General features: G+C 71.6%; 18 protein-coding genes. 10 read left to right on the top strand and 8 right to left on the bottom strand.

All coding sequences use genetic code 11. The features are described 5' to 3' along the window. Position 1 precedes the first annotated feature (1 nt). Positions 2-3,823, top strand: coding sequence for an adenylate/guanylate cyclase domain-containing protein (locus GLX25_RS12375; RefSeq protein WP_155842760.1), 3,822 nt, complete (start codon positions 2-4; stop codon positions 3,821-3,823). Positions 3,824-3,840: 17 nt separating this feature from the next. On the opposite strand, the gene GLX25_RS12370 is transcribed toward GLX25_RS12375, so the two are convergent. Together GLX25_RS12370 and GLX25_RS12365 are read right to left on the bottom strand one after the other, a co-directional pair. Next, the gene (locus GLX25_RS12370) at positions 3,841-5,058 is read right to left on the bottom strand and encodes a hypothetical protein (RefSeq protein WP_155842759.1); all 1,218 of its coding nucleotides are present in this window, start codon (positions 5,056-5,058) and stop codon (positions 3,841-3,843) included. Between the two features lie 167 nt (positions 5,059-5,225). After that, positions 5,226-5,747 (bottom strand): MarR family winged helix-turn-helix transcriptional regulator, encoded by a 522-nt coding sequence (locus tag GLX25_RS12365; protein WP_155842758.1) that lies wholly within the window; start codon positions 5,745-5,747, stop codon positions 5,226-5,228. A 114-nt stretch (positions 5,748-5,861) separates the two neighbouring features. On the opposite strand from GLX25_RS12365, the gene GLX25_RS12360 reads away from it, so the two are divergent. The 4 genes from GLX25_RS12360 (at position 5,862) to GLX25_RS12345 (ending at position 9,305) form a co-directional block, all read left to right on the top strand. Further along, the gene (locus GLX25_RS12360; protein ID WP_155842757.1) at positions 5,862-6,437 is read left to right on the top strand and encodes an NADPH-dependent F420 reductase; all 576 of its coding nucleotides are present in this window, start codon (positions 5,862-5,864) and stop codon (positions 6,435-6,437) included. 175 nt (positions 6,438-6,612) lie between these two features. Beyond that, positions 6,613-6,825: a hypothetical protein gene (locus GLX25_RS12355; RefSeq protein ID WP_155842756.1), complete on the top strand. Its 213-nt coding sequence runs from the start codon at positions 6,613-6,615 to the stop codon at positions 6,823-6,825. Positions 6,826-6,874: 49 nt separating this feature from the next. Then, the gene (locus GLX25_RS12350; RefSeq protein ID WP_166548776.1) at positions 6,875-8,443 is read left to right on the top strand and encodes a lipase maturation factor family protein; all 1,569 of its coding nucleotides are present in this window, start codon (positions 6,875-6,877) and stop codon (positions 8,441-8,443) included. Positions 8,444-8,498: 55 nt separating this feature from the next. Then, a complete protein-coding gene (locus tag GLX25_RS12345; RefSeq protein ID WP_155842755.1) occupies positions 8,499-9,305 on the top strand; it encodes a TerC family protein in 807 nt (268 codons plus the stop codon). 28 nt (positions 9,306-9,333) lie between these two features. Here the strand turns inward: GLX25_RS12345 and GLX25_RS12340 are convergent, their stop codons facing one another. Then, complete coding sequence (locus GLX25_RS12340) at positions 9,334-10,146, bottom strand: MBL fold metallo-hydrolase (protein ID WP_155842754.1); 813 nt, start codon at positions 10,144-10,146, stop codon at positions 9,334-9,336. A gap of 36 nt (positions 10,147-10,182) precedes the next feature. Between GLX25_RS12340 and GLX25_RS12335 the strand changes: the two genes are divergently transcribed. The 4 genes from GLX25_RS12335 to GLX25_RS12320 all read left to right on the top strand — a co-directional run bounded on the left by GLX25_RS12335 (position 10,183) and on the right by GLX25_RS12320 (position 14,205). Further along, positions 10,183-10,896: an NUDIX hydrolase gene (locus tag GLX25_RS12335; protein ID WP_155842753.1), complete on the top strand. Its 714-nt coding sequence runs from the start codon at positions 10,183-10,185 to the stop codon at positions 10,894-10,896. Positions 10,897-10,974: 78 nt separating this feature from the next. After that, positions 10,975-11,532, top strand: coding sequence for a MarR family winged helix-turn-helix transcriptional regulator (locus GLX25_RS12330; protein ID WP_155842752.1), 558 nt, complete (start codon positions 10,975-10,977; stop codon positions 11,530-11,532). 177 nt (positions 11,533-11,709) lie between these two features. Further along, entirely contained in the window at positions 11,710-12,963 is a 1,254-nt protein-coding gene (locus GLX25_RS12325) for a serine/threonine-protein kinase (RefSeq protein ID WP_155842751.1), read from the top strand. 108 nt (positions 12,964-13,071) lie between these two features. Next, positions 13,072-14,205, top strand: a complete 1,134-nt coding sequence (locus tag GLX25_RS12320) for an AI-2E family transporter (RefSeq protein ID WP_155842750.1) — start codon at positions 13,072-13,074, stop codon at positions 14,203-14,205. Positions 14,206-14,212: 7 nt separating this feature from the next. On the opposite strand, the gene GLX25_RS12315 is transcribed toward GLX25_RS12320, so the two are convergent. From GLX25_RS12315 to GLX25_RS12300, 4 genes are all read right to left on the bottom strand, one after another. Continuing rightward, positions 14,213-15,643, bottom strand: a complete 1,431-nt coding sequence (locus tag GLX25_RS12315; RefSeq protein WP_155842749.1) for a GNAT family N-acetyltransferase — start codon at positions 15,641-15,643, stop codon at positions 14,213-14,215. Positions 15,644-15,708: 65 nt separating this feature from the next. Then, on the bottom strand, positions 15,709-16,998 hold the full coding sequence (locus GLX25_RS12310) for a sugar ABC transporter permease (RefSeq protein WP_166548775.1): 1,290 nt from the start codon (positions 16,996-16,998) through the stop codon (positions 15,709-15,711). Beyond that, positions 16,995-17,747 (bottom strand): ATP-binding cassette domain-containing protein, encoded by a 753-nt coding sequence (locus GLX25_RS12305; protein ID WP_155842748.1) that lies wholly within the window; start codon positions 17,745-17,747, stop codon positions 16,995-16,997. Before GLX25_RS12305 ends, GLX25_RS12310 begins: the two co-directional genes overlap by 4 nt. Positions 17,748-17,894: 147 nt before the next feature. After that, complete coding sequence (locus GLX25_RS12300; protein WP_155842747.1) at positions 17,895-18,965, bottom strand: sugar ABC transporter substrate-binding protein; 1,071 nt, start codon at positions 18,963-18,965, stop codon at positions 17,895-17,897. 203 nt (positions 18,966-19,168) lie between these two features. On the opposite strand from GLX25_RS12300, the gene GLX25_RS12295 reads away from it, so the two are divergent. Next, positions 19,169-20,938 carry an ABC transporter ATP-binding protein gene (locus GLX25_RS12295; protein ID WP_155842746.1) on the top strand — a complete coding sequence of 590 codons (1,770 nt, stop codon included), beginning with the start codon at positions 19,169-19,171 and terminating at the stop codon, positions 20,936-20,938. Between the two features lie 177 nt (positions 20,939-21,115). Here the strand turns inward: GLX25_RS12295 and arfA are convergent, their stop codons facing one another. Beyond that, a complete protein-coding gene (gene arfA / locus GLX25_RS12290) occupies positions 21,116-22,651 on the bottom strand; it encodes an arabinosylfuranosidase ArfA (RefSeq protein WP_155842745.1) in 1,536 nt (511 codons plus the stop codon). Positions 22,652-22,740: the final 89 nt, after the last annotated feature.

Raw genomic sequence — 22,740 nt, 5'->3', positions numbered from 1 at the left:
AATGAACGCGCCCGGCTCGCCAGCGGACACCGGCACGACCGGTGTGCTGCAGCCGTACGTGCCCCGGCTGGTGCGCTACTGGGACGCGGAGCACCCGGGCCTGCTGCACCAGGCCGTCGAGGGCACGATGGTGCTCGTCGACATCTCGGGATTCACGCGCATGTCCGAGCGGCTCGCGCGGCACGGCGACGTCGGGGCCGAGGAGGTCACGGAGGTGATCGACGGCACGTTCGATCGACTGCTCCCGGCCGCCTACGCGTTCGGCGCGAACCTGCTCAAGTTCGGCGGCGACGCGCAGCTGCTGCTGTTCACGGGCGAGGACCACCACCTCCGGGCCGCGGTCGCCGCGCACGACATGCGCGCAGAGCTGCGGCGGATCGACGGGTTCGCGACGAGCGCGGGCAACGTGAGCCTGCGGATGTCGGTCGGGATCCACAGCGGCTCGTTCGACTTCTTCCTCGTCGGCGGCTCGCATCGCGAGTTCATCGTCGCCGGGCCCGGCGCGACGCGGACGGTGCAGATGGAGGGCGCGGCGACCGCATCGCAGATCCTGCTGAGCCCGGAGACCGCAGCCCTGCTGCCGCGCTCGAGCGTGGGCGCCGTGCGCGGGCCCGGCCGCCTGCTGCGCCGCGGACCGCAGGTCGAGCAGTCGGGATTCCTCGCCGCCGAGTCGCCCGAGGTCGACCTGCGGCAGTTCGTGCCCGTCGGGCTCCGGCGGACGCTGGAGTCCGGCACCATCGACCCGGAGCATCGGCCTGCGGCCATCGCCTTCCTGCATTATGCGGGGTTCGACCGGCTCGTGGCGGAGGATCCGACGCACGCGGCCGGCGTGCTCGACGAGCTGGTCGCGGAAGTGCAGCGGTGCGCCGACGACCGCGGCGTCACCTTCCTCGCGACCGACATCGCTCCCGACGGCGGCAAGATCATCCTCACCGCGGGCGTTCCAGACACCGCGGGCAACAACGAGGAGCAGATGCTGCTCGCCGCGCGGGCGATCCGACACGCCGCGCCCCGCGACCTTCCCGTCCGGATGGGCATCACGTCCGGGCACGTCTTCGCCGGGGCCGTCGGCCCCGCCTACCGGCGCACCTACACGATCATGGGCGACGCGGTGAACCTCGCCGCCCGCATCATGGCCGCGGCGCCGGCCGGTGAGGTGTTCGTCACGAGCGACGTGCTCGAGGCGTCGCGCACGACCTTCCGGATCACCGAGTGCGAGCCGTTCGCCGTCAAGGGCAAGCAGCAGCCGGTGCAGGCGTACTCGGTGGGCGAGCCGAGGGGGAGCCGCACCGGCGAGCAGTTCGGCGCGACCCCGCTGATCGGCCGCGATGCCGAGCTGGCGATCCTCACCGGGGCATGGGCCGATGCCCGCGAGGGGCGCGGCCGGATGATCGATGTCACGGCCGACGTGGGCATGGGCAAGTCACGCCTCCTCGCGGAACTGCTCGCCGCCGCCAAGCCCGAGCGGGTGATCACCGCCGAGTGCCGGCTCTACCAGTTGGCGACGCCGTACTTCCCGTTCCGATCGCTGCTCCGGGCGGCGTGGAAGCTGGAGGGCCTCGATCAGGAGTCGACCGGGGTCGCGCTCGCCGAGGTGGTGCGCACGCACGCGCCCGGTCTCGAGCCCTGGCTCGCCCTCATCGGCACGCCGCTCGGACTCACCCTGCCGGAATCGGCGGAGGTCGCGCAGCTGGACGACCAGTTCCGCCCCGCCCGCACCCGCTCCGCGATCGCGGAGCTGCTCCGCGCCACCGTCCGCGAGCCCACGCTCTTCCTCATCGAGGAGGGCCAGTGGATGGACGAGGCGTCCAGGGACCTCCTGGGAGCGCTCATCGCCGAGGTCGAGGACGTGCCGTGGCTCGTCATCGTCAGCCGGCAGCCCGGCGACCAGGGCTTCGTGGCGGCCGAGGGACCGGCGGTCACCCACGTCGACCTGCCGCCGCTCGACCTCGCCCAGGCCACGGTGCTGATCCAGCGCGCCACGCTCGGCACCCCCCTGCTTCCGAACCAGGTGGCCGCGCTCGCCGCGAGAGCGGAGGGGAGTCCGCTCTTCCTGCTCGAGCTCCTCCAGGTGCTCCGCGCCGGCGCCGCGGTCGACTACCTCCCGCAGTCCATCGAGGGACTCATCGCCGCGCGCATCGACCGGTTGCCCCCGGCCGAGCGCAACCTCCTGCGGCGCCTCGCGGTGCTCGGCGCCGGCTTCCGGCAGGAGCACATGCCGGCCGTCCTCGGCGTGACCGCGACCGATGTCGGCCGGCAGGTGAAGATCCTCCGACGCCTCGGCGGATTCCTCTCCGTCGATGCGAACGGCTGGGTGCAGTTCCAGCACAGCCTGATCCGGGACGTCGCGTACGCGGGCCTGCCGTTCAAGACGCGTCGCGCACTGCACGCGCAGGTCGGCGACGCCATCGCCGCATCGTCCGCCGACCACCCCTCCGGCCAGGTCGAGCTCCTGTCGATCCACTACTCGGAGGCGCATCGGTGGCCGGAGGCGTGGACCTCCTCGCGCGATGCGGGCGAACACGCGAAGGAGATCTACGCCAACCTCGAAGCGGCGACCTTCTACCGGCGCGCGCTGAACGCCTCGCGCTACGTCCCGGACCTCGCGCCCGCGCAGGTCGCCGACGTCTCGGAGGCCCTCGGCGACGTGCTCGAGCAGGCCGGCATGTTCGAGGAGTCCGTCGACGCGTACCGGCAGGCCGGCCGCCTCGTCCGGGACCGACCCATCCGCTCCGCAGACGTCCTGCTCAAGCGCGCTCGGGCGCGAGCGCGCACGGGCGCCTATGCCCCGGCGTATCGGGACCTGACGATCGGTCGGCGCCTCGTCGCCGAGATCGGGAGCGACGAGGCGCTCCGTGCGACCGCGCGCCTGGATGCGCTGAACGCCCAGATCCGCCAGTTGCAGGAGCACATGCCCGCCGCGGTGCGCCTCGCCGAGCAGGCGATGGTCGAGGCGGAGGCCTCGGGCGAGCGCGAGGCCCTCGCCCGGTCGTACCAGGTGCTCGACGCCGCCTACGTGATGCTGGGCCATTCCGCGAAGGCGGTCTACGGCGAACGCGCCCTCGCCATCTACGAGGAGCTCGGAGACCTCCCCGGCACGGCCGTCGTGACGAACAACCTCGGCGGCCAGGCCTACTGGCAGGGGGAGTGGGAGGAGGCGGTGGGCTACTACGCCCGCGCCCGGGACGCCTTCCTGCGCGCCGGCAACGAAGCGGAGGCGGCCACCTGCGGTGCGAACATCGGCGAGGTGCTCGTCAGCCAGGCGCGGTTCGGCGACGCGGAGGAGGTCCTCGTGCCGTCGGTCCGCGTGCTCAGGGCGCACGGCCTGGTGGATGCCGCGATCTTCGCCGAGATCCAGCTGGCGCGGTTGCACCTGCTCCGGGGGGACGACGGGGCGATGGAGCGGCTGGTCGCGCTCCGTGCCGAGGCGGTCCGGACGGGCCAGGTCCAGTCGGCGATCGAGGCGGCGATCCTCGTCGCCCACGGGCTCGTGCTCGCGGGCGACCCGCAGGAGGCGCTCGACACGCTGGCGGAGACCGAGCAGCGGGCCGGGGGAGAGGCCGAGCTCTACGGCAGCACGATCGCGCGGACCCGAGGGCTGGCCCTCGCCGCGCTCGGCCGCACCGAGGAGGCGAGGGATGCCGTCGCATCCGGGCTGGCGCAGGCGCGCGAGCAGGGGCTCGCCTTCGAGGTCGCGCAGCTCCGGCTCATCGAGGCCGACCTCACGGAGGACGTCTCGGCGGCGCACGCCATCCGCGAAGAGGCGGAAGAGGTCCTGCGAGGGCTCGGCGTGGTCGGCACCGCGCCGAGCCCTCGCGGGTGACGGTCAGCTCCGGCGGGTCATCGCATCTTCGGGTCCCCGATGCCCACCACGTCCCACGTGGTGCGGATCTGCGTGGCGGAGTGGATGCCCGTGCTCTCCTGGACGATGCACCAGGTGTGGCCGAACGGGATCACCGACGTGTCGATCGAGCCGGGCACGTCGGGCGTCGCGTACGGGTCGCCCGCGCACCACGGCATGTCGACGAAGTCGAGCGGGCCGTCGTCGTCCTGGTCGTACTCGAGCCGGCTCGTGAACGGGTTGGTCGACGGCTTCGGGGCGAACGCCACCGTCCCCTCGTAGGCCGCCGGCTGCGGAGCCCCGATGTCGATCGGGACGAAGCTCAGCGTCTCGGCCTCGACGTCGACGTCGAGCGTGTACGGCTTCAGCACGCACTCGGAGCCGTCGGTGTTCTGCAGGCGCGTGAAGCTGCCGTAGACGGTGCCCTCGTCGATCGTGGCGGTGCTGTTCTCCTCGGTGCAGCCGAGCTCGCCGTCGTACTCCTCGAGGGTGAAGATGGTGTCGAATGCGGGGTTGTTGCCGAAGTCCCAGCTGCCCTCGAGCGACATCTCGCCCATCACCGGCGCGAACGTGATGGAGTCGAAGGACGCGGTCGGCTCGACCGTCACGTAGCAGTTGTCGTTCGGTCCGGAATCGGGCCCGGAGTCGGAGGCGTTGCGGCAGTTCGCGATGGGCTGCGCGTGGGTCACCGTCGCGGTGTACGGCACGGCCGAACTGCCGTCGACGCCCTGTCCGGGCACGATCCCGCCACCGGCGCGCACCTGGAACGCGTCGACCTCGGTGCCGCCCTTCCACACGACGATGTCGACTCGCACCGCACCCTTGAACTCGAGGTCGAGCGAGGCGGTCACGGCGTCGGGCACGCCGGTCAGTTCGACCGCGAGGTCCTCGGTGCTGTCCACCCTGGCGCAGGGCACGCCCGTCGAGCCGCCCGACTTGATGCCGATCGAGCCGTCCTTCATGCCCGGCCCCTTGTCGCTGCCGTCGATCGTGGCCAGCGGGCCGTCCGCCGAGATGAGGCAGTTCTTCGAGGCGCTGATCGGCTGCGTGATCGGCGAACCGGAGTTGCTGTAGACGAACCGGGTGCCGTCCGAGCCGAGATGCAATCGGAGGGTCTCGGGATCATCCCCGGCCGCGCTCAGCGTCGTCGCCCCCAATCCGAGCATGAGTGCCGCGGCGACGGCGGCGAGCGTTCCGAGCGAGCGAACCGCGTTCATCCTGACCTCCTGGAGCCGGGGTGATCCGGCGCGGCGGAATTGCCGCTCGGGTCACGGCTGCGCTCATGCTAACCACGCGCCGCTCGCGCCACGACCCACGAACTAGGGCCATGCACGCCGGATCGCGACGGCGATCGGCGGCCGAGCGACGCCTCTCGGGGTGGATCTCAGCCCGCGCGAGCGATCGCGGGACCCTCGCTGAACTGGCAGGCCGTCGCGGTGAGGCGCTCGTCGGGGTCGAGGCGACCGAGCACCGCACCGGCGATCTCGTAGAGCTGCCGCAGCTGCTCGGGCGACAGCGCGTCGAGCACGTACTGCCGGACCGTCTCGACGTGGCCCGGCGCCGCCTCGTCGATGAGTCCGAGTCCGGCGTCGGTGATCGTCGCGTTGGTCGCGCGGCGATCCGTGGGGCAGGGGAAGCGTCGGATCAGTCCGCGTTCCTCGAGCCGGCGCGCGACGTGCGAGAGGCGCGGAAGGGTGGCGTTCGTGCGGGCGGCGAGCGCCGTCATCCGCATGGTCCGGTCGGGGGCCGACGCCAGTGCCATCAGGGCGGCGTACTCGAAGTGCGTGAGCTGCACGTCCTGGAGGAGTTGCTGGTCGAGCACTCCCGGGAGGAGCTCGGTGAGCGCGACGAGACGCACCCAGGCGGCCGATTCCTCGGTGTCGAGCCAGCGTGTGTCATCCGTCATGTCGTCATTCTCGCACATTCAGTTGACGCGACAACTGAATGCGGCTATCGTGTTGGTTGTCGCAACAACCTTGTTTCGACAAGTGATCGCGTCGGACGGCGCGGGAAGGACATCATGACGACCGTCAGCATCATCGGGAACGGCAACATGGGCACCGCCATCGGCGGCATCGTGGCGGCCGGGGGCAGCACCGTCGAGTACGTGGGCCGCGACGCGGCCGAGCCGATCACGGGCGACATCGTCGTCCTCGCCGTGCCGTACCCCGCCGTCGGCGAGATCATCGAGGCGCGGCGCGACCAGCTCGCCGGCAAGGTCGTCGTCGACATCACGAACCCGCTCGACTTCGCGACGTTCGACTCGCTCGTCGTCCCCGCGGACGGGTCGGCCGCCGCCGTCATCGCGGCCGCGCTCCCCGAGTCGCGCGTGCTCAAGGCGTTCAACACGAACTTCGCCGCGACGCTCGCCGCGAAGACCGTCGGCGGCGCGCAGCCCACCACGGTGCTGGTCGCGGGCGACGACGAGCTGGCCAAGCGTGCGCTCGTCGACGTCGTGCGCGCCGGCGGCGTGAACGCAATCGACGCCGGCGCCCTCTCGCGGGCCCGCGAGCTCGAGTCGGTGGGGTTCCTGCAGCTCACGCTCGCCGTGCAGGAGAAGGTCGGCTGGAACGCCGGCGTCGCGCTCGTCGCGTGACCCGATCCCGCCCTGCGCGACGCCCCGGAGCCTCCGGCCCGGGGCGTCGCGCGTGCCGTCGGAGCCACGCCGACGCAACCCGTTGACTCTCCGGTCGCGCGGGAGGAACGTGGAGACGACGGACCGCGGTGCCCGACCGCGATCCCGGAAGCGACAACGCCGGGAGGAGCACGACATGAACGGCGACCCGCTGAACCCGTGGGAGGGGCAGGACCGACTGGGACCCGCCGGAGACCTCAACGCCGAGAGCCCGGACCTGACCGGGACGATCAACACGATCGGACTGCGCGACGCCTTCCCGGCTCCCGACGCGAACGACTTCGAGGCCGACAACGAGGTCGAGGAGGAGACGATCGAGACGGTCGACCCCGCGAATCCTCCCGCCTGAGAGGCCGTTCGGCCCGGATCGGCCATCGCACGCGGGCTAGCGTGACGTCGTGGACTGGCCAGCCTGGTTCGCCTGGTTCGACGCCCGCGACGCCGAGCTCGCGCGCGAGGTCCTCCAGCGCGGCATCGCGGCGCTCTTCCTCGTCGCGTTCCTCTCGACGCTGAACCACTTCCGCCCGCTGCTCGGGGAGCACGGGCTCCTGCCGGTGCCGAGCCTGCTGCGCGCGGTCGACGACGCCGAACGGCGCATCCGCGAACGCGCGGAACGCGCCGGCGAGAAGGTCGGCCGACTCGGGCGCACCCGACGGCGAGGCTTCCTCGGCCCGACGATCTTCCGCCGGTGGGAGTACCGCGACTCGCGGCTCGTCGCGGTCTGCGCGGTCGGCATGGTGCTCGCGGCATCCCTCGTCCTGGGGCTGCCGCAGCTCGGCCCGCCGTGGGCGCCGATGCTCGCGTTCCTCGCGCTGTGGGCGCTGTACCTCTCGATCGTGAGCGTCGGCCAGACGTTCTACGGCTTCGGGTGGGAGATGCTCCTCTGCGAGGCCGGGTTCCTCGTCGCCTTCCTCGGCTCGCGCGAGGTGCCGCCGCCCCTGCCGACGATCGTGCTCGTCTGGTGGCTCGTCTTCCGGCTCGAGTTCGGTGCGGGCATGATCAAGATCCGCGGCGACCGTGCCTGGCGCGACCTCACGGCGCTCTCCTACCACCACGAGACCCAGCCCATGCCCGGCCCGCTCAGCCGGCAGGCGCACCTCCTGCCGACGTGGTTCCACCGGCTCGAGGTGCTCGGGAACCACGCCGCGCAGCTCGTCGTGCCGTTCCTGCTGTTCGCGCCGCAGCCCGTCCGCACGATCGCGGCCGCGATCATCATCGGGACGCAGCTCTGGCTCGTCATCACGGGCAACTTCGCGTGGCTGAACTGGATCACGATCGTGCTCGCCTTCGGCGCGGTCGGCGACGACGTGGTGCAGTGGCTGCTCCCGTGGCTGCCGCTCGACGCGATCGAGGCGCCGACGGATGCCGCGAGCCCGCCGTGGTGGATCGCGATCGTGCTGCTCGTCACCGCGCTCGTCCTCTGGCTCAGCCGGCATCCGCTCATGAACCTGCTCTCGAAGCGGCAGCTGATGAACGCGAGCTTCGACCGGTACATGCTCGTCAACGCATACGGCGCGTTCGGGTCCGTGACCCGGCAGCGCGTCGAGGTCGTCGTCGAGGGCACGTCCGACGACCCGCGCGACCCGGCCGCGGAGTGGCGCGAGTACGCCTTCAAGGGCAAGCCCGGCGATCCGCGGCGGATCCCGCGCCAGTTCGCGCCGTACCACCTGCGGCTGGACTGGCTCATGTGGTTCTTGCCGCTCGGCCGCCTCGAGGAGGCATGGTTCCTGCGGTTCCTCGAGCGGCTGCTCGAGGCGGATGCCGCGACGCTGCGCCTGCTCGCGCATGACCCCTTCGGCGGCGCGCGACCGCGTTCGGTGCGGGCCCGCACGGAGCTCTACCGGTTCAGCACGCGCGAGGAGCACCGTCGGACGCGGCAGGTGTGGATGCGGCATCCGCTCGGCCTCGCGATCCCACCGATCTCGCTCGACGACGCCGCGCACGACGACCGGGACGAGGTCGATTGAATCGTCATGCGCCTCACGGCATGGACACAGCCGCGCGTCGGGGAGAATGGGCGGCATGGACTTCTCCCTCGAGTTCACGCCCGACCTGCTGGCCGTGTTCCTCACCCTGTTCGTGCTCGAGGTCGTGCTCGGCGTCGACAACGTGATCTTCATCTCGATCCTCGCCGCGAAGCTGCCCGTCGAGCAGCAGGCGAGGGCCCGCAACCTCGGCCTCACGCTGGCGATGCTCATGCGCGTCGGCCTCGTCTTCGCGGCCGGCTGGATCATCACGCTGAAGGAGGACCTGTTCGAGATCTGGGGGATGGGCTTCTCCGGGCGTGACCTGATCCTCATCGCGGGCGGCATCTTCCTCGTCTACAAGGCCGTCTCCGAGATCCACCACAAGCTCGAGGGCGACGAGGAGCACACGACCGGTGCGGGCACCGCGACGTTCGGCGCCGTGATCGCCCAGATCCTCGCGCTCGACATCGTGTTCTCGCTCGACTCCGTGATCACGGCGGTCGGCATGACCGAGAACATGATCGTGATCATCACGGTCGTGGTGCTCTCGTTCGGCATCATGCTGTTCGCCGCGCGCTACATCTTCGCGTTCGTCAACCGGCACCCGACCGTGAAGATGCTCGCGCTGTCGTTCCTCCTGCTGATCGGCGTGTTCCTCGTCGCCGACGGCTTCGGCGTCAAGATCGACAAGGCGCTCATCTACGTGCCGATGGCGTTCGCGATCTTCGTCGAGGCGCTGAACCTCGCCGCCGCGGCGCGCAAGCGCAAGCGCGCGGGCGAGAAGCCCGTCGAACCCGTGCACCTGCACCAGCAGTACGTCGACGACACCGGCACGGCGCTCGAGCCGGCGTCGCGCGACTGAGCCGTTTCGGCAGGCCTGCGCGTACGCCTCAGGCGCCGCGCAGGTGGTCGAGCTGCGCCCTGACGGATGCCTCGGCCGCGCCCCGCACGGCGGGGTCGACGTCGGCGTACACGACGTCGGTCACGGCCTCGGGCGTCGCGGCGTCGCCCAGGTGGGCGAGTGCCGCGCGCACCTGGTCGAGCCGTTCGGCGCGATGCGCGAGGTAGGCGTCGCAGATCGCGGCGAGGTCCGGGAGCACCGGGCCGTGCCCGGGGAGCACCGCCACGGCGCCCGAGGCGTCGGCGGCGGTGATGCCGATCGTGAGCAGCCGATCGAGCGACTCGAGGTAGGGGCCGAGCGCGCCGTCGGGGTGGGCGATGATCGTGGTGCCCCGGCCGAGCACGGTGTCGCCCGTGAGGACGCCGAGGGGCGCGTCGTCGGTCGCCTCGGCGCCCCGGATGACGACGCACATCGAGTCCGACGTGTGGCCCGGCGTCGCCAGCACCTCCAGGCGGAACCCGCCCGCCGCGATGACCTCGCCGTCGGCGAGCGGATCGGCCCCGCGGCACCACGCGACGTCGATCGCGCGCACGGGCGCACCCGTGAGCTCGGCGAACGCGTCGACCGCGTCGGTGTGGTCGGGATGGCGGTGGGTGACGAGCACCAGCTCGACGCCGCCCTCGGCGAGGCGCGCGAGGTGCGCGGCATCCGTCGGCCCCGGATCGACGACGGCCGAGCCGGTCGCGCCCTCGCCGCGGAGGACCCACGAGTTCGTCCCGTCGAGCGTCATCGGTCCCGGATTGGGTGCGCGGACGAGGGTCACGCCGTCGGGGAGCGGGGGAGCGTCGGCGGTCTCGGCCATGTTCCGAAGTGTAGCCACCGGCGTATCCTGTTCGGCATGCACGTCGAGGTGGATTCCGATGGCCAGCCGACCGTCGGGTCGGCGGCGACCGTGGTGATCCTGCGCGAGGGCGCACGTGGCGTCGAGGTCCTCCTCGGCGAGCGGCCGCACCGCGGCTCGTTCGCCGGCGCGTGGGTCTTCCCCGGCGGCGCCGTCGACGAGGCGGATGCCGCTGGCGATCCGATCGACTCCGCACCGGCGGCGCGCCGGGCCGCCGTGCGCGAGACCTTCGAGGAGGTCGGGCTGGAGATCGCTGTCGACGACCTCGTCGAGTTCGCGCTCTGGAACCCGCCGAAGGGCGTGCCGAAGCGGATGCGGACGCGCTTCTTCGCGGCCCGCGCGCCCGTCGCCGAGGTCCGTCCCGCGACGGACGAGCTCGTCCAGGTCGAGTGGCTGACGCCGACCGAGGCGCTCGAGCACCACGCCGACGGCGCGATGACCCTCTTCCCGCCGACCTGGGTGACCCTCCACGAGCTCCGGAACGCGGCCGACGTCGACGCGGCGCTCGCGGCGCTCGAGGCGCACGAGCTGCGCGCGTACGTCGGGCGGTTCGACGACGACCGGACGACGCTCTACTGGCAGGAGGACGAGCACTTCCACACCGACGACCGCGCGCACCGGGCGGTTCCCGATGACGGGCCGGACGCCGACGGTCCTCGGCACCGGCTGATGATGGATCGGCTGCCGTGGGTGTACCTGCACTCCTTCTGACGGAGGGGTGATCACGTTCGCCGCGCCGGGCGGGATTCGCTAGAGCGTCTAGTAACGAGTTCCTGTAGTATCAGGTGGATGTCTGACGAGCGATCCTCGGGGTACTGGTATTCCGCCGATCGCACCCGCAGGGGGGTCGCGGTCCTGAACGCGCTGCGCGACTATCGCGCGGCCGAGGCGGCGATGCGTCGACGAACCAGATCGGCGATGCGCATGGGCGAGACCGACCTGCTCGCCATCCGGTACCTGCTGAAGCGCGAGGGCGAGGGCCGGTCGGTGAGCCCGAAGGACCTGGCCGCGCACCTCGGGATCTCGTCCGCGTCGACGACCGTGCTCATCGACCGGCTGGTGCGCAGCGGGCACGTCGAGCGTCGGCCCCACCCGACCGATCGGCGAGCGCTCGTCATCGCGCCCACGATCGCGAGCGACGACGAGGTCCGGGCGACGCTCGGCGAGATGCACCGCCGCATGATCGACGTCGCCGAGGGCCTCGACGGGGAGCAGGCGATGGTCGTCCTCGAATTCCTCGAGGCGATGCGCGATGCGGTGGACTCGGTGCGCGACGCGGCCGGCGACGAGGCGCCGGCGGCCACGGTGACGGCGATCGACGCCTCCCGGTCCGCCACGGGCTCCTGACGCGCGCCCACTCGGAGAATCCGCGGCCTGTCAAGCCTGCCGGCGGAAATTGTTGCGCGGAGTACGGTCGCTGATACTTCTCGGAAGGAGTTGTCCGAGAAGATGCTAGTTAGATAAACTAGCGAAATCGCCACAGCGCATGGATCGGCCTCGACGGCCGAAGAGAAGAGGCCGCGGATGCACGGGTCGACCCCCAACGACGGTCCCTTCGGACCGCCGGGCTCCGTGCCGGCGGGCATGCCCGGCGTCGGCGTCCGCACCGACCCGACGCGTCGCGCCGATCCGAACCGGACCGACTCCGGGCAGGTGCCGTACTCCGATCCGGCCGTCCGCACCGACCCGAGCGCGATGCCCGTGGTGCCGGCGGTGACCCCCCGACCGGTCCCGGCGCCCGGCTACGACGCCGCTGCCGAGCCGGCGGCCGCGACGTCGGCGGAACCCGCGCCCCGCTACGAGTTCCTCGAGCACATCGGGTCCGGTGGCATGGCCGACGTCTACCGCGCCCGCGACAACGAGCTCGGTCGCCACGTCGCCGTCAAGCTCTTCCGCGACGGCGAGGAGACGGTCGCCGACCAGCAGCGCCGCGAGCGGGAGATCAACCTGCTGAGCGGCCTGACCCACGTCGGACTCGTCCCCGTCCACGACGCCGGCCGCCTCGTCCACGCCGGCATCGAGCGTCGCTACCTGGTGATGGAGCTCATCGACGGGCTCTCGCTCGCGCACCGCATCGCGGAGGGCCCGCTGAAGCCCCGCCAGGTCGCCGACATCGGCGCGCAGGTCGCCGACGTCCTCAGCTACGTGCACGGTCGCGGGGTGATCCATCGCGACGTCAAGCCCGAGAACATCCTCGTCAGCGAGGTGCCGACCTTCGGGTACACGCTGATGACCCGCCTCGCCGACTTCGGCGTCGCGCAGTTCGTCGACGGCACTAGGCTCACCGGTCACGGGACGATCATGGGCACCGCCGCGTACATCTCGCCCGAGCAGGCGCGGGGTGAGGACGTCACCGCGGCGACCGACATCTACTCGCTCGGCCTCGTGCTCCTCGAGGCGCTGCGGGGCGAACGCGAGTACACGGGCACGCCGATCGAGGCCGCACTCGCGCGGCTGCACCGGCCACCGGCCATCCCCGAGGACCTCGGCGCCGAGTGGCGATCGATCCTCGGTGCCATGACCGCGGACGATCCGGCCGTCCGCCCGAACGCCCACGACGTCGCGAGCACCATGCGCGACATCATCCGCCTGATGATCCTCGAGAAGCAGGTGCGCAAGGGGCGCATCCCCGTCTGGGCGCGCGCGACCGGTGACGCCGTCGCCGGGGCCGACCGGCGGAGACGGCATGCGGGCATCGCGGGGATCGTGCTCGGCGTCCTGGGCATCGGCATCGCGATCGTCGTGGGCATCGCGGCGAGCACAGGGCTCATCGGGTGACGGCCGTCGAGGCGCCTCCGCCCGGCACCGCGAGGTCGCGGGCCGCGGCGCCGGTCCTCGCGGCGCGCCGATCCGCCCCGCGCGGGTCGCGGGCGTAGCGTCGCAGCCATGTGGAGACGAGTGGCCGGCGCCATCCGGAAGCCCGAGCCGACCGTGCAGGCCGAGGTGACCGCCGATCGGGACCCGAACGCCCCCGAGGTGCGCGTCCGCGCGTTCCGGATCGGCTTCGTCGGCGCGATCGGCGTGCTGCTCGCGCTGTTCCTCGGCGGCATCGTCGGCCAGCTCAGCACGGTCATCCTCTACATCGCCCTCGCGCTGTTCCTGGCGCTCGGCCTCGACCCGATCGTGAGCTGGCTCCAGCGACGGGGGATGCCGCGCTGGGTCGCGATCCTCATCGTGTTCGCCGCCGTCATCGGCCTCTTCATCGGACTGATCGCGACCATCGTGCCGATCGTCGTGACGCAGATCACCGAGGTCGTCACGAACTGGGAGCAGATCGTCCAGGACTTCCAGAACAGCGACCTCGTGGCCTGGATCGGCTCCATCACGGGCAGCAGCACCTGGCTCGCCGACTCGATCTCCGCGATCGGCGACTGGCTCGCCGATCCCTCGAACATCGGGGCGCTCACGGGCGGCATCCTCGCGGTCGGCGCCGGCATCGCCGGGGGGTTCACGGGCGCGACGATCGTGCTGATCCTGACGCTGTACTTCCTCGCGTCACTCGACGCGATGAAGCGCTACTCGGCCCGGTTCGTCCCCGCCTCGTCGCGCAACGGCTTCGTCGACGTCTCGCAGGAGATCACCGGATCGGTCGGCCGGTACGTCATCGGCCAGATCAGCCTCGCCTCGGTCAACGGCGTGCTGAGCCTCGTCTTCCTGACGATCATCGGCGCGCCCGCGCCCATCCTGCTCGCGTTCATCGCCTTCCTCGGCTCGCTGGTGCCGCTCATCGGAACGCTCACGGGCGCCGTGATCATCTCGCTGATCTGCCTCGCGGCCTCGCCCGCGACGGGCCTCGCCGCGGCGATCTACTACCTCGTCTACATGCAGCTCGAGGCGTACGTGCTGAGCCCGCGCATCATGAGCCGCGCGGTCGCGGTGCCGGGTGCGCTCGTCGTGATCGCCGCGGTCGCCGGCGGAACGCTCGGCGGCGTGCTCGGCGCGCTCGTCGCCATCCCGGTCGCCGCGTCGCTCATCATCATCGTGGAGAAGGTGATCTTCCCGCGGCAGGACGCCGCCTGACGACTCGTCAGAACCAGATGCTGAGGTGCGGCGCGCGCGTCGACGCGAACATCCGGTCCGCGAGTTCGAGGGCGCCGTTCGACGACGCGGTGATCCGACCGGCCCGCGCGAGGACCGACGGGCGCACGCCGCCGAGGTAGATCGAGGCGAGGTCGCGCACGTCGAGCTTCAGCGATCGCGGCTCCGCGGCGCGGGCGGCGGAACGGGAGCCCGAGCCCTCGGCGCTCGCGCGCGCGCGGGAGCGTTCGCGCTTCGGCGCGGCCGTCGTTCCCGAGGAGCCGGCGCCCGCGCCGTCCGTCGACCCGTCGGCGCGGGGGACGTGCACGACCGCGCGGCCGTCGGCCGAGGCGAGCAGGGTGTAGCGGCCGGCGGCGTACCCGAGCGGATCCTCGATGTCCAGCGCCAGCTCGCCCGCGGCGCCGTAGCGTCGGGCGCCGAGCGCCGCGGCCGCATCGACGATGCGCACCCACAGGTGGTCGGACGCCTCGGTCACGCGGACCGCCCTCGGGTCCTCGAGCAGCCATTCGATGGGCTCGTCGACCGAACGCAGGCGGCCTCGGACGCCGGAGACGAAGTCCTGCTCGACGAGCACCCGCCAGAGCGCTCGCTCGGCGTCGTCGGTCGCCGCCGCGAGCACGTCGAACTCGGCCCAGCCGGGCTCGTTCGGCTCGCGGGTCACGCGGAAGGCCGCGAAGCCCTGGGGCTGGCCGTGCTCGTCGTCGTAGCGGATGGCGCGCAGCGCGCGCGACGCGTCGGAGTCGGGATCGACGAGACCGAGCATCCGGTCGAGGATGCCGGACCAGCGGTCGATCTCGCCGGGCGTGCGGGCCACGGCGCGGCGGGAGATCGCCGCGGCCGCATCGCGGAGCGCCGCCGGCTCGACGAAGTGCACGCGACCGGGCGAGCTCGGCCCGATCCACCTCGCCCGCCGCCGATCGATCTCGATCGTGGCCGCACGCGCCGCGGGCGCGTACCCGTAGCGGCCGTAGATCGTCGCCTCGGTGACCGTCAGCATCGCCACCGCGGCCCCGGCCTGCTTGGCCGAGCGGAGCTCGGCCTCCATCATCGCGCGGGCGATCCCGCGACGACGATGGGTGGGCGAGACCGTGACCGAGCTGACCGCCCAGCCGTCGACGCTCCGACCCCCGGGCACGCTGAGTCCGGTCGGCCAGCTCGAGACCGTGGCGACCGGCACGTTCGGGTCGGGCACGCCGGGGTCGAAGACCCCGTGCAGCCGTCGCTCGCCCATGACGCGACGCTCGTACTCGCGCGTGACCTCGCGCGGACGGGCGTGGTGGAACCCGCGGTGGTCGGCGTCGATCCAGCCGTCGAGCGCCCCGGTGTCGCTCGGGTCGATCAGGCGGTAGTCGAGCCCTTTCGACGCGAGTGCGCCCTTGGCATCGGGATCGACCGGGATGGAGCGGGGTTCGAACGACACCGATCCAGCCTACCGAGGCTCGGCTCGGCCGGAGCTGAGGACGTGAGGACCGCCGGAGCCCGTCCTCAGGTCCTCATGAGGCTCCCGCCGGAGCGGACCCGCGACACGGCGTCGACGGTGGCGGCGAGGATGAGGACGCCGCCGGTGACCATGAGGTTGACGCCGGCTCCGAGGTTCAGCAGCCCGAGTCCGTTCGTGATGACCGCGATCACCAGGGCGCCGATCGCGGCGTGAAGCAGGCGTCCGCGACCGCCGAAGAGGCTCACGCCGCCCACCACGGCCGCGGCGACACCGGAGAGCACGATCTCGCGACCGGCCGCGGCATCGACCGAACCGACCTTGCTGATGGAGAACAGCCCGGAGACGACGGCGAGCGTCGAGCAGACGATGAACGCCGTCCACCTGATCAGCATGACCTTGACGCCCGAGCGGCGGGCCGCCTCGGCGTTGCCGCCGATGGCGTAGAGGTATCGCCCGAACCGGGTGCGGTCGAGCACGAACGTGCCGATCCAGAGGATCACGAGCACGATGGGCACGACGATGGGCACGCCCTCGACCACGCCGACCGACTGCCCGCGATTGCGGCTCAGCACCGCGACGGCGGCGCCGCCGATCACCGCGATCACGCCGAGCTTGATCCAGACGAGCGTGATGGTGCGGTTGGGCACACCGGCGCGGGTGCGGCGGGCGCGGTCCCAGAACGACATGCCCGCCGAGATCAGCAGGATGACGCCGAGCATCGCCCAGCCGGCCCACACGGGCATGTTCGAGTTCTGGATGTCGCGGATCTCGGGGATCTGCACCCGATAGAGACCGCCCGACCCGATGATCAGCAGGGTCAGGCCCTGGTACCCGAGGAACAGGCCCAGTGTCACGACGAATGACGGGATCCCCACCCTCGCCACGAAGAAGCCGATGAACGTACCGGTGAGGATGCCGGCGGCGAACGCGATGACGAGTGCCAGGACCCAGGGCACCGCGTGCACGTTGACGAGCACGATGAACAGGGCCATCGTCATACCGCTGGTCACGCCCGCCGACAGGTCGATCTCGCCCAGCAGGAGCACGAACACGAGCGCCATGCCGAGCATGACGAGCGTCGCGGCCTGGGTGAGCAGGTTGGCGAAGTTGCGTTCGGTGAGGAAGAACGGGCTGAGGAAGCTGAACAGGATCGTGAGCACGACCAGCCCGGCCACCGCGGGCAGGGCGCCCATGTCGCCGTGCTGCAGGCGCTGGAAGTAGGCCCGTGCCTGATCCCCGATCGTGCCCTCCTGGCCGCTGCCGATGAGTTCGACGTCGTGGACACTCGTGTCCGGTGCCGGACCGGTCGTCGACGGGGTCTTCTGCGTGCTCACGCCGTCGCCTCCTGCTGGACCTTCGCACCGGTGATGTAGCCGACGACGTCGTCGCGAGTGGTCTCGCGCGCATCGAGGTGCGCGACCATCTGGCCGAGGTAGAGGACGTCGATGTGGTCGGCGACCTCGAACACGTCGGCGAGGTTGTGGCTGATCAGGATGACCGCCACGCCCTGCTCGGCGAGGCGACTGACCAGGTGCAGCACCTGCTCGGTCTGCGCGACGCCGAGCGCTGCCGTCGGCTCGTCGAGGATCACGAGGCGGGCGTTCTTCAGTACCGCGCGGGCGATGGCCACCGTCTGCCGCTGACCGCCGGAGAGGCTCGACACCTTCTGGCGCACCGACTTCACGGTGCGAACCGACAGCGAGCGGAGCGTGTCGGAGGCGTCCTTCTCCATGCGGCCCTCGTCGAACGTGCCGAACTCGGTCTCCTCCCGACCGAGGAACATGTTCTGCACGATGTCGAGGTTGTCGCAGAGCGCGAGGTCCTGGTAGACGACCTCGATGCCCAGGCGCGCGGCCTCGCGCGGTGAATGGAGCGCCACGGGCTTGCCGTCGAACTTGACGACGCCGTCGTCGTAGGGCTGCACACCGGCGAGCCCCTTGATCAGCGTCGACTTCCCGGCCCCGTTGTCGCCGACCAGCGCGGTGACCTTGCCCGGGTAGGCCTTGAGGTCGACCCCCTTCAACACGCTGACCGGGCCGAAACTCTTCAGGATCCCGCTGAGTTCGATGAGTGGCGCGTCCATGGCGTTCCTTCCGACATCGTCGTCGTCGCTCCCAGCGTGGCACGTGCGGCGCTCCGCCGGGAAGGGGAATCGGGGCCCGGGTCGCGGCGACGTACCGCGACCCGGGCCTCCGTGGTGCGACGAGCTAGTGCCCGGCGCGATCGGTGGTCACTCGATGCCGTACTCGGCGCACTTGGCCTCGACCTCGCCCTGGCAGAGCTCGGCCGGGTCGGCGTCGCCGGCCTCGACGACGGTGATGACCTCGTCCGGTCCGACCAGCTGCGGGGTGACCGCGATGTACGGCGTGCCGTACGGGTCCTCCAGGCCGGGGTCGGCCGGCGTCTCGCCGTTCAGCAGCTGCACCGCGAGCTCGACCGCGGCCTCGGCCTCGAGCGCGACCGGCTTGTACACCGTCGCGGTCTGCTTTCCGAGGAGCACGTTCTGCAGGCCTGCGATCGACGCGTCCTGGCCGGAGACCGGCACGACGAGGTTGTTCTTGTCGAGGATCGTGATCACGCCTGCGGCGTTGGTGTCGTTCGCGACCCACACGGCGTCGACCTGGCCGTCGAGCGAGGTCAGCGCCTGCTCGAAGTTCGTCGCGGACTTGTCGCCGTCCCACACGCCCGGCGGCTCGGCGGCAGGCGTGATGCCCGCAGCCTCCATCACCTCGACCGCGCCTTCCTTGAACATCGCGGCGTTGTTGTCGGACGGGTCGCCGCCCATGTACACCACGATCGCCTCGGCCGGGTCCGTGCCCGCGGCCTCGAGGCCGTCGAGGATCGACTGGCCCTCGAGTCGGCCGACCTCGACGTTGTCGAACGACACGTAGTAGTCGGCGCCCTCGATCGAGCGGTCGTACGCGATCACCGGGATGCCCTCGGCCGACGCCTGCTCGGCCACCGCCGCGCCCGCACCGTTGTAGTCGACGAGGATCATCACGCCGCAGCCCTTGCTGAGCTGCTGGTCCGCGATCGTGGCGTACATGCTCGTGTCGCCCTGCGCGTTCTGGATGTCGGTCTCGAAGCCGGCCTCCGAGAGGCCCTCCTCGAGGTACTTGCGGTCGAAGTTCTCCCACCGCGGCGACGACGCCGCGTCGGGCAGGATCACGCACGCGCGGGCGGCGACGGCATCGCCACCCCCGTCGGAACCGCCATCGGAATCACCGCTCGCACAGGCCGCCAGCAGCAGGGCGGACGCGCCCGCGATCGCGACGGCGGAGGCCAAGGATGTCGTTCTCATGTCTCTCCCCTAGCAAGGTGAGGTCGACCCCTCCGGGTGCCATCGTCATCGTCGGCGGTGGCACGGGCCATGTTCCTCCTATTGCCCGGGGAGCCCAACAAATGTTGGTAACGCTTCCGTAACTCCCGGAATGCATGCGGGAGAGCGCTCCCAGCGTTCGTCCGGACGTGGCGGTGCGCGCCCACAGGAGGCACAATGGTGGGATGCACGGGCAAGCGCTTTCCCAGATCGAGCGAGCGATCGACGGACGACGACCGGGTCGCTCGGTCCTGCGGCTGCTCGGCATGCACGGGCGCCGGGTCGCGGCATCCGTCGTCTTCTTCGCCCTGAAGGACACGCCGCTCTGGCTCATGCCCGCCGTCACCGCCGAGATCATCGACGTGGTCGTCGCCGGCGGCCCGCTCCGCGAGCTCGCGCTCTGGGCGGGCATCGCGATCGTCGCGCTGCTGCAGAACTACCCGAACCACGTCGCGTACACGAAGCTCTTCATGGGCGCCGTGCGGGACATCGGCCGCGACCTGCGCAACGCGCTCGCCGCGCGGTTGCAGGCGCTCTCGATCGGGTTCCACACGCGGTCGAACTCGGCGATCGTGCAGACCAAGGTGGTCCGCGACGTCGAGAACATCGAGGTCATGCTGCAGCAGACCGCGCACCCGCTGCTCTCGGCGACCATGGTGCTCATCGGCGCGATCGTGATGACCGCGATCAACGTGCCGCAGTTCCTGCCGGTGTACGCGCTGGCGATCCCGCTCGCGGTGCTGCTCCGCGCCATCCTGAACCGGCGCAGCCGCGTGCGCAACGAGCGGTTCCGGCTCGAGGTCGAGCAGTTCTCCGCGCGCGTCGGCGAGATGGCGACGCTGCTGCCGATCACCCGCGCGCACGGGCTCGAGCACGTCGCGGTCGACCGGGTCGCGACGGGGGCCGAGGGCGTGCGGTCGGCCGGACTTCGGCTCGACCTGCTGAACGGCCGCTTCGCGTCGCTGTCGTGGGTCACGCTCCAACTGCTGGGGGTCGGATGCCTCGTGCTCGCCGCCTGGATCTCGATCGCCGGGTGGCTGCCCATCACGGCGGGGCAGGTAGTGCTGCTGAGCTCCTACTTCGCGCTGCTCACGTCGGCGGCGACCGGGCTGCTCATGCTGCTGCCGATCATCGCGCGCGGCACCGAGTCGATCCGCTCGATCGCCGAGGTGCTGCAGGAGCCCGACCTGGAGTTCAACGAGGGCAAGCGCGCCGTGGACCGCGTCGTCGGCGGCATCCGCCTCGACGGGGCCGAGGTGCGGTACGAGTTCGGCGAACCGCCCGCGCTCGACGGCATCGACCTCGATGTCCGCCCGGGCGAGACCGTCGCGTTCGTGGGGTCGTCGGGGTCGGGCAAGTCGACCCTGCTGAACCTCGTGCTCGGCTTCCTGCGCCCGACGCGCGGGCACGTGCTGCTCGACGGCGTCGACATGGAGGAGCTCGACCTCCGCACGTTCCGCCGGTTCGTGTCGGTGGTGCCGCAGGAGTCGGTGCTCTTCGAGGGCACGATCCGCGACAACATCGTCTACGGGCTCGGCGAGGTCTCCGACGAGCGGGTGCTCGCGGCCCTGCGCGATGCGAACGCGCTCGAGATCGTCGAGGCGCAGCCTGACGGCTGGGACACCGTCGTGGGCGAACGCGGAGCGCGCCTCTCGGGCGGGCAGCGGCAGCGGCTCTCGATCGCCCGGGCGCTCGTGCGCGACCCGCGCGTGCTGATCCTCGACGAGGCGACGAGCGCGCTCGACCCCGCATCGGAGGCGAAGGTTCGCGACGCGCTCCGGCGCCTCATGCGCGGGCGCACCACGCTCGTCGTCGCGCACCGGCTCTCGACGATCCGCTCGGCCGACCGCATCGTGGTGCTCGAGCGCGGGCGCGTCGTCGAGATCGGGTCGCACGACGAGCTCGTCGCGCGCGGCGGGCGGTACGCCGAGCTGCATCGGGTGCAGTCGGCGTAGGGGGCGTGTCTGCTCCCCGGCTCGCACGGCCGGCGCGCGCATGGAAGGAGTCTCGTACCTGCCGGCGGCGAGTCGGCGGCGTGTCGCCAGAGAACTCCTTCGCCGTGCACCCGGGTGGGCCCGGGTGGGGTCGGGCCGGGGGGGCTCGGGCGGGTCGGTGGGGTCGGGCGTGGCGCGCTACGCCACGCGCGCGGTGAGGCGCACGAGCGCCCACGACTCGGGCGGGAGCGGCACGGTCGTGACGTCGCCCGCGGTCGAGACGCCCTCCAGCGGGCGCGGTGCGGCGGCTGCGCCGCGCGCGGCGAGGTCGGCCGCGGCATCCGTCGACGAGGCGCCGCGCACGTTGTCGTCGGCGACGATGACGGATGCCTCGGCGAGGGCGACGTCGGCGAAGCCGAGGTGCTCCACGGCCGCGTCGACCGGCTCGGCCGTGCGGTTCACGAGGATCGCGACGAGCGAGCCGGACGCGGCATCCCATGTCACGGTGCCGGAGACGCCGGCGACCTCGCCGTGCCTGTCGGTCGCCAGGGTCGGCCCGTCGATGCGCGCGTCGAGCGCGACGCCCCGCGCGTGGGCGGCGGTGAGCGCGATCGGATGGAACGTGGTCTGCTTCCACGCCTCGCCGCCGGGCTCGGTGAGCATCGGGGCGATGACGTTCACGAGCTGCGCGAGGCACGCGACGGCCACGCGGTCGGCGTTGCGGACGAGCGTCGCGAGCAGGTCGCCCGCGACCACCGCGTCGAGGCCCGAGTAGACGTCCTCGATGAGCCGCGGCTCCTCGAGCAGGGCGAGGTTCTCCTCGCCGGGGAACTCCGAGATGTACCAGACGTTCCACTCGTCGACCGAGAGCTTCAAGCGCTTGGGGGAGTGGCGGCGTGCGGCGACCGCGTCGGCGGTGGCCACGACCTCGTGCATGAACGCCTCGAAGGAGGCCGCACTCGCGAGGAAGGAGCGGCGGTCGCCGTCGCGCTCCTGGTAGTACGCGTGCACCGAGATGTAGTCGACGTCGTCGAACGTGTGCTCGAGCACGACGCGCTCCCACTCGCCGAACGTCGGCATCTCGCGGCTCGACGACCCGCACACCACGAACTCGATCGACGGGTCGACCCGGCGCATGGCCTGCGCGGCCTGGCTCGCGAGCTTGCCGTAGTCCTCGGCGGTCTTGTGGCCGATCTGCCACGGGCCGTCCATCTCATTGCCGAGGCACCACAGCTTCACGCCGTACGGTTCCTCGGCGCCGTTCGCGCGGCGGCGGTCGCTCCAGGCGGTGCCGCCGGGCACGTTGCAGTACTCGACGAGGTTCGCCGCGGCATCCGCCCCCCTCGTGCCGAGGTTGACGGCCATCATGGGCTCGACGTCGGCCTTGCGCGCCCAGCGCATGAACTCGTCGGTGCCGAACGTGTTGGGCTCGATCGTGCGCCAGGCGAGGTCGATGCGCGTCGGGCGGTCCTCGACGGGGCCGACGCCGTCCTCCCAGGCGTAGTTCGAGACGAAGTTGCCGCCGGGGTAGCGCACGAGGCTGGTGCCGAGCTCGCGCGTGAGGTCGATCACGTCGCCGCGGAAGCCGTCGGCGTCGGCCGTCGGATGGCCCGGCTCGAAGACGCCCGTGTACACCGCGCGGCCCAGGTGCTCGACGAACGAGCCGAAGATGCGGCGGTCGATCTCGCCGACGACGAACGACGGGTGGACGGTGATGCGGGCGGTCTGCGTCATCGCGGTGCTGCGCTTCCTGGTCGGTTCCGGATGTGCGTCATCCCGGACGCGCGCCTCGGCGAGCGAGGCGGGCGTCCGGGACGACGGGT

Origin of the sequence: Agromyces luteolus (assembly GCF_009729855.1) — a bacterium.
Classification (GTDB): Bacteria; Actinomycetota; Actinomycetes; order Actinomycetales; family Microbacteriaceae; genus Agromyces; species Agromyces luteolus.
The sequence above is the reverse complement of the archived record's forward strand: the minus strand, read 5'-3'. Positions and strand labels throughout refer to the sequence as shown.

Excerpts from the sequence above, each read along its gene's own strand:
- GLX25_RS12355 (WP_155842756.1), top strand. The coding sequence starts at position 6,613 with ATGAACGGCGACCCGCTGAACCCGTGGGAGGGGCAGGACCGACTGGGA.
- GLX25_RS12365 (WP_155842758.1), bottom strand. The coding sequence starts at position 5,747 with ATGACGGATGACACACGCTGGCTCGACACCGAGGAATCGGCCGCCTGG.
- GLX25_RS12370 (WP_155842759.1), bottom strand. The coding sequence starts at position 5,058 with ATGAACGCGGTTCGCTCGCTCGGAACGCTCGCCGCCGTCGCCGCGGCA.
- GLX25_RS12345 (WP_155842755.1), top strand. The coding sequence starts at position 8,499 with ATGGACTTCTCCCTCGAGTTCACGCCCGACCTGCTGGCCGTGTTCCTC.
- GLX25_RS12335 (WP_155842753.1), top strand. The coding sequence starts at position 10,183 with ATGCACGTCGAGGTGGATTCCGATGGCCAGCCGACCGTCGGGTCGGCG.
- GLX25_RS12300 (WP_155842747.1), bottom strand. The coding sequence starts at position 18,965 with ATGAGAACGACATCCTTGGCCTCCGCCGTCGCGATCGCGGGCGCGTCC.
- GLX25_RS12330 (WP_155842752.1), top strand. The coding sequence starts at position 10,975 with ATGTCTGACGAGCGATCCTCGGGGTACTGGTATTCCGCCGATCGCACC.
- GLX25_RS12320 (WP_155842750.1), top strand. The coding sequence starts at position 13,072 with ATGTGGAGACGAGTGGCCGGCGCCATCCGGAAGCCCGAGCCGACCGTG.
- arfA (WP_155842745.1), bottom strand. The coding sequence starts at position 22,651 with ATGACGCAGACCGCCCGCATCACCGTCCACCCGTCGTTCGTCGTCGGC.
- GLX25_RS12340 (WP_155842754.1), bottom strand. The coding sequence starts at position 10,146 with ATGGCCGAGACCGCCGACGCTCCCCCGCTCCCCGACGGCGTGACCCTC.
- GLX25_RS12305 (WP_155842748.1), bottom strand. The coding sequence starts at position 17,747 with ATGGACGCGCCACTCATCGAACTCAGCGGGATCCTGAAGAGTTTCGGC.
- GLX25_RS12375 (WP_155842760.1), top strand. The coding sequence starts at position 2 with ATGAACGCGCCCGGCTCGCCAGCGGACACCGGCACGACCGGTGTGCTG.
- GLX25_RS12360 (WP_155842757.1), top strand. The coding sequence starts at position 5,862 with ATGACGACCGTCAGCATCATCGGGAACGGCAACATGGGCACCGCCATC.
- GLX25_RS12325 (WP_155842751.1), top strand. The coding sequence starts at position 11,710 with ATGCACGGGTCGACCCCCAACGACGGTCCCTTCGGACCGCCGGGCTCC.
- GLX25_RS12295 (WP_155842746.1), top strand. The coding sequence starts at position 19,169 with ATGCACGGGCAAGCGCTTTCCCAGATCGAGCGAGCGATCGACGGACGA.